This is a genomic window from Tardiphaga sp. 619_E2_N8_4 (genome assembly GCF_051810905.1).
GTDB lineage: Bacteria > Pseudomonadota > Alphaproteobacteria > Rhizobiales > Xanthobacteraceae > Tardiphaga > Tardiphaga robiniae.
Genome location: NZ_JBPWQJ010000001.1, coordinates 89,518 through 100,625 on the forward strand (window position 1 = coordinate 89,518; position 11,108 = coordinate 100,625).

General features: G+C 62.0%; 10 protein-coding genes. 7 read left to right on the forward strand and 3 right to left on the reverse strand.

Going from position 1 to position 11,108, the window contains the following annotated elements; translation table 11 throughout:
• Window positions 1–16 precede the first annotated feature (16 nt).
• Together AB8A23_RS00450 and AB8A23_RS00455 are read right to left on the reverse strand one after the other, a co-directional pair.
• The gene (locus AB8A23_RS00450; RefSeq protein WP_439057201.1) at window positions 17–1,564 is read right to left on the reverse strand and encodes an ABC transporter substrate-binding protein; all 1,548 of its coding nucleotides are present in this window, start codon (window positions 1,562–1,564) and stop codon (window positions 17–19) included.
• A gap of 66 nt (window positions 1,565–1,630) precedes the next feature.
• Complete coding sequence (locus AB8A23_RS00455; protein ID WP_093759488.1) at window positions 1,631–2,404, reverse strand: class II aldolase/adducin family protein; 774 nt, start codon at window positions 2,402–2,404, stop codon at window positions 1,631–1,633.
• A gap of 139 nt (window positions 2,405–2,543) precedes the next feature.
• Between AB8A23_RS00455 and AB8A23_RS00460 the strand changes: the two genes are divergently transcribed.
• From AB8A23_RS00460 to AB8A23_RS00475, 4 genes are all read left to right on the forward strand, one after another.
• Window positions 2,544–3,242: a GntR family transcriptional regulator gene (locus AB8A23_RS00460; RefSeq protein ID WP_231078048.1), complete on the forward strand. Its 699-nt coding sequence runs from the start codon at window positions 2,544–2,546 to the stop codon at window positions 3,240–3,242.
• Window positions 3,239–4,264 (forward strand): histone deacetylase family protein, encoded by a 1,026-nt coding sequence (locus AB8A23_RS00465; RefSeq protein WP_439057200.1) that lies wholly within the window; start codon window positions 3,239–3,241, stop codon window positions 4,262–4,264. Before AB8A23_RS00460 ends, AB8A23_RS00465 begins: the two co-directional genes overlap by 4 nt.
• Window positions 4,265–4,534: 270 nt before the next feature.
• A complete protein-coding gene (gene gabT / locus AB8A23_RS00470; protein ID WP_120288466.1) occupies window positions 4,535–5,812 on the forward strand; it encodes a 4-aminobutyrate--2-oxoglutarate transaminase in 1,278 nt (425 codons plus the stop codon).
• Window positions 5,813–5,840: 28 nt separating this feature from the next.
• Complete coding sequence (locus AB8A23_RS00475) at window positions 5,841–7,130, forward strand: ArgE/DapE family deacylase (protein ID WP_439057199.1); 1,290 nt, start codon at window positions 5,841–5,843, stop codon at window positions 7,128–7,130.
• A 248-nt stretch (window positions 7,131–7,378) separates the two neighbouring features.
• Here the strand turns inward: AB8A23_RS00475 and AB8A23_RS00480 are convergent, their stop codons facing one another.
• Window positions 7,379–7,768 carry a hypothetical protein gene (locus tag AB8A23_RS00480; RefSeq protein WP_439057198.1) on the reverse strand — a complete coding sequence of 130 codons (390 nt, stop codon included), beginning with the start codon at window positions 7,766–7,768 and terminating at the stop codon, window positions 7,379–7,381.
• A gap of 228 nt (window positions 7,769–7,996) precedes the next feature.
• On the opposite strand from AB8A23_RS00480, the gene AB8A23_RS00485 reads away from it, so the two are divergent.
• The 3 genes from AB8A23_RS00485 to AB8A23_RS00495 all read left to right on the forward strand — a co-directional run bounded on the left by AB8A23_RS00485 (window position 7,997) and on the right by AB8A23_RS00495 (window position 11,108).
• The gene (locus AB8A23_RS00485; RefSeq protein WP_439057197.1) at window positions 7,997–8,404 is read left to right on the forward strand and encodes a hypothetical protein; all 408 of its coding nucleotides are present in this window, start codon (window positions 7,997–7,999) and stop codon (window positions 8,402–8,404) included.
• Between the two features lie 497 nt (window positions 8,405–8,901).
• Window positions 8,902–10,125 (forward strand): ABC transporter substrate-binding protein, encoded by a 1,224-nt coding sequence (locus tag AB8A23_RS00490; RefSeq protein WP_068733339.1) that lies wholly within the window; start codon window positions 8,902–8,904, stop codon window positions 10,123–10,125.
• 128 nt (window positions 10,126–10,253) lie between these two features.
• Complete coding sequence (locus tag AB8A23_RS00495; protein ID WP_439057196.1) at window positions 10,254–11,108, forward strand: branched-chain amino acid ABC transporter permease; 855 nt, start codon at window positions 10,254–10,256, stop codon at window positions 11,106–11,108.

The window sequence follows — 11,108 nt, forward strand, 5'->3', positions numbered from 1 at the left end:
GCATCAGGCTGAAAGCTTACTTGTCGATCCAGGCGTCGCGGAAGCCGTCATTGACGCCGATACCGGTCGTGATCAGGTTCTTGATCTTGCAGTTGGTGATGGTCGGGAACTGCAGTTCAAGCTGCCAGGCAACAGGCACATCCTCGACGAGAATCTTCTGGACCTTCTCGTAGATTTCCTTGCGCTTCGAATCCGGCGTGGCGACGGCGCCCTCTTCGAACAGCTTGTCGACCTCAGGATTGGAATAGCCCTCGAGGTTGTTGAAGAGCTGGCCCTTGGCGATTGCGCTCGTCACGTAGTTGCGGCCAACGCCGAGCGCCGGATCGCCGTACTGATAGAGATAGGTGAAGGAGATATCGTAATCCCACTCCATGTTCTTCTGGTTCGAACCAGGCACGTCGGTGGCGATGGTCTCGATATTCATGCCGACGTCGACGAGGTTCTGCTTCACAGCTTCACCCCAACGAGACCAGGTTTCGCCGTAAGGCAGCGGCATCAGGCGGACCTTCTCGCCCTTGTAGCCGGCTTCCTTCAGCAGCGCCTTGGCCTTGGCCGGATCGTACGGATACTTCTGCACGTTGTCGGTGTAGAACTTGATCGCCGACGAGGACGGGCCGGTAGCCACCTTGCCGAGGCCGTTCCAGATCACGTCCCTGGCGAATTCGCGGTCCACCGCATACATGATCGCCTGACGAACCTTCTTGTTGGCGAGCACGGGGGTGCGGTTGTTGAGCCACATCCAGGCCATCGGCGAGAAGAACTCCCAGCCGTCGCCGGTGACGCAGGTGTTCGGCAGCTTGCTGACGCGCGGTACGTCAAAGTTCTCGATCGAACCGCCGGGCAGCACATCAACCTTGCCGGTCTCGTAGGCCACCGAACGCGCAGCGGCGTCCGGAATGATCTGCCAGTAGATGCCGTCGATATAGGGCTTGCCCTTGACGTGGTAGTTCGGGTTCTTCACCAGCTGGATGAATGAGCCCTTCTTCCATTCCTTGAACATGAACGGGCCAGTACCGATCGGCGTATTGTTCGCCGGATTGGTCTTGACGTCGGAGCCTTCATAGATGTGCTTCGGGATGATCGGCATCGAGCCGACTTCGAAGATGCCGATGAAGGGGCCAAAGGGCTGTTTCAGCGTGAAGACGACGGTGTAATCGTCCGGCGCTTCGACCTTGTCGAGCTGCACGAGGTTGTTGCGCGCACGCGCGTGGGTCACCTTCAGCGTCTCGATGGAGAACAGCACGTCGGCAGCGGTGAACGGCTTGCCGTCATGCCAGGTCACGCCCTGCTTGAGCTTGAACGTGTAGGTTTTCGCATCCGGGCTGATGGTCCAGCTCTCGGCGAGACCAGGCTGTGGCTCCAGTGTCTTGCTGTAGCGCAGCAGGCCTTCATAGATGTTGCCCGAGACCATCTGCGTCGGGCCGTTCTGGACGAGTGCGAGCATCAGGCCCGGCGGCTCAGGCTGGATCACCGCATTGATGGTGCCGCCCATCTTCGGCTCCTGCGCGAGCGCCATTGTACTCACGGTGCTCAGTGCCAAAGCCAATACAAATTTCTTCAACATATCTTTCCCCTTAGTGCCGGTTGGCACGTAACCCAGATCAGTTGACGATGTGTAGCGGAAGTCGGATCAATTCTTGTAATCGGCGTCCGTGCGATCGAGCATGCGCTTGAACGCTTCCCACTCGCTGTCCGGCTTGCCGCCTTCGGTGCCATGCACCTTGTCGTAACCGCGGTCATACTGGCCGGCGGTGTGTGCGGCAATGGCGTGGGACGGGCGAATAACTTCTGCGCCGGTTGAAAGAATCGCGAGCTGCGCGCGGCAGGAGCGTTCCATGTTGAACATCAGCTTGAAGGCCTCACCGACCGAGCGGCCGCAGGTGAGCAGGCCGTGGTTGCGCAGGATGAGAACCATCTTGTCGCCGAGATCGGCGACCAGACGCTCGCGCTCGGACAGGTCTAGCGCGATGCCTTCGAAGTCATGATAGGCGATGCGGTCGGTGAACTGCATCGACCACTGGTTCAGCGGCTGCAGACCGTCCTTCAGGCACGACACGGCGACACCGGCAACGGTATGCGTATGCAGCACGCACTGCGCGTCGTGGCGGGCGGCGTGAACGGCGCTGTGAATGGTGAAGCCGGCCGGATTGATACCGAGGCCGAGTGGATCGTCGACAACTTTACCGTCGACGTCGACGGTGACGAGGTTGCCGGCCGTCACTTCCTCGAAGCGCATGCCATAGGGATTGATGAGGAAGCGGTCCTGAGTGCCGGGGACGCGCACCGAAATATGCGTGTAAATGCTGTCATCGAGGCCGAGGCGATGGATCAGACGATAGGCCGCAGCAAGATCGATACGAACCTGCTTGGCGGCATCGAGGGTCGGCGTAAGGTTTGCATGCATATTCACAGGCGCGGTTCCCGGCTTTTTTTTAAGGTGTGGGCAGGAAACACAATCGCATGGCAGCTCGCAAGATTAAACTGTCGACAATCGACGATTAATTCTTGTACAGGGGAAGAAACGGGTCCCCCGCATGCGTTTGATGTCTCCTCCAGTTGGTCTGACTGCCCTCGCCGACACCGATCTTGTCGGGCAGGTCGCACGCATCCTGACCCAGGCCATCATCAAGGGGCAGTTGCTGCCCGGCGCCAAAGTCGTCGAAGCCGGCATCGCCCGCGAACTCGGCGTCAGCCGCGCCCCTGTCCGTGAAGCTGCACGGCTGCTCGAGCAACAGGGCCTGCTGGTCTCGCATCCGCGCCGCGGCTTCTTCGTCCGCAAGCTCGAAGCGACGGATATCGACGAGGTCTACGACCTGCGCATTTGCGTCGAATGTCATGCCGGCGTGCTCGCCTCCAAGAACATGACGCCTGCCAATCGCGACATGCTGCGCCGGCAGATCGACGTCATGCATGAGACGGCAGCGATCGACGATCACGCCCGGCAGATCGAGGAAGACTACAAATTTCACCGCATGATCTGCGAAATCGCCGGCAGCAAGCGCCTGTTGCGCTTGTTCGACGATCTTGCTTCGGAACTGCGTATGACGATCGGCCTGATCGGCCGGCTCTATGACGATCCGCACCGTATTGCGCAGACCCATGAGGCACTACTCGAAGTCCTCGAACAGGGGCACCCCGATATCATCACCGCGCGGATCGACTATCACATCGGCGCTGCCTGGCGCGAAGTCGGCAAGCTGGTCCGCGAACTTCCCTCCTCAACGAATGGAGCCGCCACGTGAAGGCAGTGTATTCCGACAAGCACAAGAGCCACGATCCGCAGTTCTTTCTGGTACGCGGTCAGGTCCGTAAAACCACCGAGCAGCCGGAGCGCGCCGAGCGCCTGCTGAAGGGTCTCGCCGACGGAAAGCATACGATCGTCGCGCCGACCGAATTCGGCCAGGGCCCACGCGCCCGCGTGCACTCGCCGGAATATCTGCGCTTCCTCGAAGGCGCCTGGGAGGAATGGATCAAGCTGCCGGATTACGGCCCGGAGATGATCGCCAATATCCACCCGAACCGCGTGGCGGGTAGCTATCCCACCCACATCACCGGCAAGCTCGGCTGGCACACCGCGGATACCGCGGCGCCGATCGGTCCTGGCACCTGGCTTGGTGCCTGCGCATCCACCGACGTCGCGGTTACCGCGGCACAGATGGTGATGGACGGCGAAGATGCGGTCTACGCCCTCTGCCGCCCGCCCGGCCATCACGCCTATCGCGACATGGCCGGCGGCTTCTGCTTCATGAACAATTCGGCGATCGCCGCCGAGCATCTGCGCACCAGGCATGAGCGCGTCGCGATCCTCGATGTCGACGTGCATCACGGCAACGGCACCCAGGGCATCTTCTATGCGCGTCCGGACGTGCTGACGGTGTCGATCCATGCCGATCCCGTCGGCTACTACCCCTTCGTCTGGGGCTATGCCCATGAGAAGGGTGAAGGCAACGGCCTCGGCACCAATCTCAACATTCCGCTCGCGCTCGGCACCGGTGACGATGGCTTCATAGACGCGCTTGCTGTCGCCGAGAAGACCATCAAGTCGTTCGCACCGACGGCGCTCGTGCTCGCGCTCGGCCTCGACGCGTCCGAACACGATCCGCTGGCGGCCCTGAAGGTCACGACGCCGGGCTTCAAGCGCATCGGCGAAGCCGTGGCGCGCATGGGCCTGCCTACCGTTCTCGTTCAGGAAGGCGGATATCTCTCCGACATCCTGGGCGCCAACCTGACCTCCACGCTCGCCGGTTTCGAAGCCGCGCGGTGATTGGACTTATCGAGTGAACACCAGCACGCCGCGCTTTCTTAACCTCCCCCCGCACTGCGCGGGGAGAGGTCGCCGCGTCTTCGCGGCGGGTGAGGGGCATGGCACGGCGCTCATCGCACGCACTGCACTTGCGGATCGCAAGAGCCCCTCACCCCACCCCTCTCCCCGCAAGAGCGGGGCGAGGGAGCCTACAGCGCCCGGCGCAGCAGCCTGCTCCATCCACTGATCCACACCCAACAACACCCAAGAAAACTCGAAGGACAAACTCGAATGTCGACCAATGCAGAAATCTTCGCGCGTCGCGAAGCCGCCGTTCCCCGCGGCATCGGCCATTCCACCCCGATCTCGGCGCAGCGCGCGCTTAATGCGGAAGTCTGGGACGTCGAAGGCAAGCGCTATGTCGACTTCGCCGGCGGCATCGCCGTGCTCAACACCGGCCACTGCCACCCGACCATCATGGCCGCCGTGCGTGCGCAGATGGAAAACTTCACCCACACCTGCTTCCAGGTGCTGCTGTATGAATCCTACGTGACCCTCGCCGAGCGCCTGAACAAGCTGGCGCCGATCGACGGCGCCACCAAGACCGCATTCTTCACCACCGGCGCCGAAGCCACCGAGAACGCCATCAAGATGGCCCGCGCCGCCACCGGCCGCGCCGGCGTGATCGCCTTCACCGGCGGTTTCCATGGCCGCACCCACATGACCATGACCATGACCGGCAAGGTGTTCCCGTACAAGAAGGGCTTTGGCGGAGCCATGCCGGAAGTCTGGCACGTGCCGTTCCCGGCCGCGCCGCTCGACGTCACGGTTGAGGAATCGCTGAAGTATCTCAGCTTCCTGTTCAAGGCCGACATTGATCCGGCCCGTGTCGCGGCCATCATCATCGAGCCAGTGCAAGGCGAAGGCGGCTTCCACCAGGCTCCGCCGGAACTAATGCGCGCGCTGCGCAAGATCTGCGACGAGAATGGAATCGTCTTCATCGCCGACGAAGTGCAGACCGGTTACGGCCGCACCGGCAAGATGTTCGCGATGGAACATTACGACGTGAAGCCTGACCTCATCACCGTGGCGAAGAGCCTCGCCGGCGGCTTCCCACTGTCGGGCGTGATCGGCAAGGCCAAGATCATGGACGCTGCCGATCCGGGCGGCCTCGGGGGCACCTATGCCGGTAACCCGCTGGCGATTGCCGCAGCGATGGCCGTGCTCGACGTGTTCGAGAAAGAGAAGCTGATCGACCGCGCCAACCATATCGGCGAGCGCATCACCACGCGCCTGAAGAAGATGCAGCAGCGAAACGACCTCGTGCCGATCGCCAGCATCCGCAATGTCGGCGCCATGATCGCCTTCGACATCGTCAAGGAGCGCGGCTCTGATACGCCGGACGCCGAAGTGACCAAGAAGGTGACGCAGAAGGCCACCGAGGAAGGCCTGATCCTGCTGTCCTGCGGCGTCAACTTCAACACCATCCGCGTGCTCGTTCCGCTGACCGCCCAGGACGAAATCCTCGACGAAGGCATGGAAAAGCTCGAGCGCGCGCTGACCGCCTGAGCCCTCTCACAAGAAAAGGAAAAACAACATGGCTCTCGATTCCGCCCTCCGCGACAAGATCATCGCCGCCGTCGACAAGGGCTTCGATGCCCAGGTGAAGTTCACCCAGGACATGGTGCGCCACGTCTCCACGCGCGGCAACGAACACACGATGCAGGACTTCATGTTCCGCGCCATGAAAACGCGCGGCTACAAGATGGAGCGCTTCGAGATGGATCGCGCCGCGCTCGGCCATCATCCCGGCGCCGGCGCCTGGGACGACCTGCACTCGACCGCACCGATCGTGGTCGGCACGCATTATCCACGCGAGGAGAAGGGCCGCTCGCTGATCATGCAGGGCCATGTCGATGTGGTGCCGGAAGGCCCGCACGACATGTGGACCACGCCGCCCTATGACCCCGTCATCCAGGGCGACTGGATGCAGGGCCGCGGCGCCGGCGACATGAAGGCCGGCTGCGCCTCCAACATCTTCGCGCTCGACGCACTCAAGAGCCTCGGCCTGCAGCCGGCAGCGACGGTCTATCTGCAGTCTGTCGTGGAAGAAGAATCCACCGGTGACGGCGCGCTGATGACGCATCTGCGGGGCTACAAGGCCGACGCCGTGGTGGTGTCGGAGCCGTCGCATGAGACGATCACCCGCGCCAATATCGGCGTGGTCTGGTTCCAGGTCGAAGTCCGCGGCGTGCCGGTGCATGTGCAGCGCATGGGCACCGGTGCTAACGCCATCGACGGCGCCTATCGGATCATCAGTGAATTGCGCAAGCTCGAAGCGAAGTGGAATGCGACCAAGGACCAGCACGAGCACTTCAAGAACATCGAGAAACCGGTCAACCTGAACATCGGCAAGATCGCCGGCGGCGACTGGGCGTCGTCAGTCCCGGCCTGGTGCAAGGTGGACTTCCGCATCTCGTTGCTGCCCGGCAAGACAGCCGAAGCTGCGAAGAAGGAGATCGTCGACTGCGTCGCCGCCTTCGCGCATCAGGATTCGTTCCTGTCGAATATCCCGCCGACCGTGACCTTCAACGGCTTCCAGGCCGAAGGCTACGAACTCAAGCCGGGCTCGGATGCAGAAGCCACGCTGGCCGCGGCGCATGAAGCGGTGTTCGGCCAGAAGCCGAAGCCGGAAATCTCGCTGGCCTATCTCGACAGCCGCGTCTATGCGCTGTTCGACAATGTGCCGACGTTGAACTACGGCTGCATCTCGCGCGGCGTCCACGGCTTCGACGAAGGCGTCAACCTGCCCTCGCTGAAGAAGACGACAACGGCGCTGGCGTTGTTCATCGCCGAATGGTGCGGCGTGGAAGAGATCAAGGCGTAAAGACTTACGACGGAGCGCTGTAAGCTCCTTCTCCCCGCTCCCTGCGAAGCAAAGCTTCGCTAGGCGGGGAGAAGGGTGGGATGAGGGGCCGGGTACGGCGTCTCGTCAAATTTCGGAGTGAGCAGGTCCGCGTATTTATCGACCCGATAATACCCGTGTGTAGTTGGCGCCGTACAAGGCCCCTCACCCGGCGCTACGCGCCGACCTCTCCCCGTAAAGAACGGGGCGAGGTTAAGAAAGCAAGCCGCCTATCTCTGCCAGCTACAGATGCCGCCTGTGCGGCACGGCCAGACCTGCACCCGCGTGTCCGCCGCATTGGAATCCAGCGGATTGCCGCGGCGAGCGACCTTCTTCTGCGCAGCAGCGCGCTGCGCCACCGGCTTCGCAGACTGCGCGCGCACAAGACGCGGCGCTGCCTTCGCCGGATCGGCTTTCACATTCGCCTTCGCATCCGCCTTGGCCTGGATCTGCACCTGCTCGAATGACGCGGGCGGCCCCAGCAGTTTCGGCGACAGCACGGCCTTCTGCAGGTCGAGCAGCAAGAACTCGCCGGGCTTGTAAGTGTCAGCCTGTGCCGCACCGAAGCCGGCCAGCAGAGCAATACCCGCCGAGGCTGCAATCAGATATCTCAAACGCATTTACGCCTCCTGAGGCCGGTTCCCGGCTTCTGGACTGACAATGTCTCTAAGCTAAGCACGGATAACGTTGAATCCAGCCCCGAGTTTCCCCGGAAAGTGCCTGCGGCGCAGGCATTTCTGGCGGTAAGACTAACCGTCCATGGCGCACCCGCCGATTGATCCAGCGCAATGCGACTCCGCGCTGCTGCGCCGACCCTCCGCTCAATCACTTCAGCAGCGGAGACCGCCATGACATCCGTCCAGCCCTATCCCGTCGTCAGCAATCTCATTGAACGCATTGGCGACTGGTTGATCCAGCGCCGCCAGCTCAACGAACTCGGTGCGCTCGACAGCGGCGAGTTCAGACGTATGGCCCATGAGCTTGGCCTTGCGCCAAGCGATCTCGATACGATCGTGCGCAGAGGCGTGAACGGTGCGGAGGAATTGCCGCAGATGCTCCGTGCGCTCGGTTTTGACGAGGCCGCCATTGCCAAGATCCGGCCGCCTGACATGATGGAGATGCGCCACGCCTGCGCCAGTTGCGCACACAAACGGGCCTGCGGCGCCGACCTCGCAGCCAAGACGGCGGCGGCGAACTACGAGAACTATTGCGCCAATGCCAACGACATCACGCTGCTGGCCCGGGCTGCGGAGTAGATTATTCTCCACCTTTACTAAAAATGCTCGAAAAGCCGGCCAGGTAAGCCTAATCGGTTAGGTTAAGATTTGGTTTAAGTTGCGACAAACCCCGGCTGGGATAGCGTCGATCGCGTCGCGCAGTGGGGTGCGGAAGTCGCTTTCCAACCCCGAATTTCAATGCACGGCACGGGACCGCCGTTATTACCTGCGTCGGCGGTCCCACCCCTTGGCAGCCCGGCTGTACCCAACGCCACCCCCAACTCGGCCAATTGAGAATGCGCATGTTGCACCTGCTCGCAACTTGCAATGTGCCACCCGCGCCGCAGCATCGTTACATGTCATGCAAGCAGTGATCGCGTCGCAACAAGAAGCGCTTTGTGAATGCTCGCAATTTAATCCGCGACACAGTGTTGCTGTGCGCAATCTTCCTTGACTTGCTCTCGCCGCACTTGGCAGTCTGTGATCACACAAAAAAGCATCGGGCAACGACCCAGATGCCTCTAGGGAGAGACACCATGGACTCATTTCTGAGGCCGCTTGCGGCTGCGAGTATGATTGTTGCTGGCGCCCTTGCTTCCACTGCTCCAGCATCTGCCCAGCAAGCGCCGATCAAGATCGGCATTCCGACTTCGGTCCAGCTGCAGGTCGGCCGCGATACGCAGAACGCCGCCAAGCTGGCCATCGAAGAGATCAACGCCAAGGGCGGATTGCTCGGCCGCAAGCTCGAAATGGTTGTCGCCGACGAGACCGAGAATCCCGAACAGGGCATCGCTGCAATCAAGAAGCTCACCGCCGATGACAAGGTCAACGTGCTGATCGGCGGCTATACGTCAGGCGTCACACTGGCCCAGCTGCCGCATATTTCCAACGCCAAGACGATCTATATCGGCGTCGGCGCGGCCTCCCCGGCCATCACCGCAAAGGTGAAAACAGACTACGAGAATTACAAATATATTTTCCGCGCCTTCCCCATCAACGCGGCGCATCAGGCCCGCGCGTTGGTCGACTTCATCAACGGCAAGCTGAAAGGTGAGATGGGCCTGAAGAAGATCGCCATTGTCGGCGAGAACGCCAAATGGGTGCAGGATCTCGTGCCGATCCTGAAGAAGGGCGCGACCGACGGCGGCACCGACGTGACGCTCGCCGAGTTCTTCGACACCTCGACCTCCGACTTCTCGCCGCTGTTCGCCAAGGTGAAGAATTCAGGCGCGCAGTATCTGATCGTCGTGCTCTCGCATGCCTCATCGGACATCTTCGTCAAGCAGTGGCATGACGCGCAGGTGCCGATCCCGATCGGCGGCATCGACGTCAAGAGCCAGGACGCCGACTTCTTCACCCGCGTCAGCGGCAAGGCCAATGCCGAAACCGTCGGCATGTTCGCCATCCGCGCGCCGCTTACCCCGAAGACCATTCCGTTCTGGGATGAATTCGTGAAGCGCTTCGGCACCGCGCCCGTCTATACCGGCATCGGCGCCTATGACGCCGTTTATGTCTATGCCGATGCCGTGAAGCGCGCCAACTCCATCGAGCCCGATGCCGTCATCAAGGAGCTGGAGAAGACCGACCATGTCGGCATCGCCGGCAAGCTGGTGTTCGACGAAGTACACGATGTGAAGACCGGCCCGGGACTGCAGAACCTGCTGTTCGTGCAGTGGCAGAAGGACGGCGCCCGCGTCGTAGTCTGGCCGAAGGAAGCCGCTACCGGCCCGATGATCGCACCGCCCTGGATGAGCAACTGATTTGTTGATGGCGGTCATCTGACCGCAGCGTAACCGCGCGGCCGGCGATCCCTCGCCGGCCGGAAAACGGGAGAAGCGAGCCCGAAGAAGTTCGCCCTCCGCCGTCCGGTCTTCAACAGCGGGTTCTCATGCTTCAGATTCTGATCTACGGCGCGGTCTCCAGCGCCATCTATGCGATGCTGGCCGTTGGTTTCACCCTGATCTTCGGCGTCGCCCGCATCCTCAATCTCGCCCATGGCTCGTTCTACGCACTCGGCGCCTATGCGGCCTATGTCCTCACCTCGCTGCTCGGCGTTCCGCTCTTCATCGCAGCCCCGCTGGCGGTATTGATCGTCGCGGGGTTCGGCGTGGTGATAGAGCGTTTTCTGGTGCGTCCACTGCGCTCGTCCCAGCTCGCGGTGCTGATGATTACCCTCGCCGTTTCGCTCGCGGTCGAGCAGGCGCTGTTCATTACCTTCGGCTCCGAATATCGCAACGTGCCTTCCTTCGTGGCTGACAAGCTCTCCATCGGCGGCGTCGATATCTCTGGCCAGCGCTTGCTCGCCCTTGTCGCCGGTGTCCTCGTGCTGCTCGGCCTCTGGCTGTTCATCCAGCGCACGCGCCTCGGCGCCGCCATCCTCGCGGTATCGCAGGATCCGGAAGCCGCGCAATATATGGGCATCCCGACCAACCGCATTTTCTCCATCGTGATGGCGATCTCCGCCGGCACCGCGGCGCTCGCCGGCGTGCTGGTGTCGCCGTTCCTCACGGTACAGCCGACCATGGGCCTGCTGCCAATGGTGAAGGCCTTCGCCATCGTGATCGTCGGCGGGCTCGGTTCGATCCCCGGCAGCATCATCGCCTCGCTGATCCTCGGCTATTCCGAGACCATCGTTGCCTATCTGATTTCGACATCATGGACGGAGCTCGTGTCGCTGGTCGCGGTCGTCGTCACGCTGATGATACGTCCGTCGGGACTCCTCGGGCGACGGGCGGCATTCTGA

Excerpts from the sequence above, each read along its gene's own strand:
- AB8A23_RS00480 (WP_439057198.1), bottom strand. The coding sequence starts at position 7,768 with ATGCGTTTGAGATATCTGATTGCAGCCTCGGCGGGTATTGCTCTGCTG.
- AB8A23_RS00495 (WP_439057196.1), top strand. The coding sequence starts at position 10,254 with ATGCTTCAGATTCTGATCTACGGCGCGGTCTCCAGCGCCATCTATGCG.
- AB8A23_RS00475 (WP_439057199.1), top strand. The coding sequence starts at position 5,841 with ATGGCTCTCGATTCCGCCCTCCGCGACAAGATCATCGCCGCCGTCGAC.
- AB8A23_RS00490 (WP_068733339.1), top strand. The coding sequence starts at position 8,902 with ATGGACTCATTTCTGAGGCCGCTTGCGGCTGCGAGTATGATTGTTGCT.
- AB8A23_RS00485 (WP_439057197.1), top strand. The coding sequence starts at position 7,997 with ATGACATCCGTCCAGCCCTATCCCGTCGTCAGCAATCTCATTGAACGC.
- gabT (WP_120288466.1), top strand. The coding sequence starts at position 4,535 with ATGTCGACCAATGCAGAAATCTTCGCGCGTCGCGAAGCCGCCGTTCCC.
- AB8A23_RS00455 (WP_093759488.1), bottom strand. The coding sequence starts at position 2,404 with ATGCATGCAAACCTTACGCCGACCCTCGATGCCGCCAAGCAGGTTCGT.
- AB8A23_RS00460 (WP_231078048.1), top strand. The coding sequence starts at position 2,544 with ATGTCTCCTCCAGTTGGTCTGACTGCCCTCGCCGACACCGATCTTGTC.
- AB8A23_RS00450 (WP_439057201.1), bottom strand. The coding sequence starts at position 1,564 with ATGTTGAAGAAATTTGTATTGGCTTTGGCACTGAGCACCGTGAGTACA.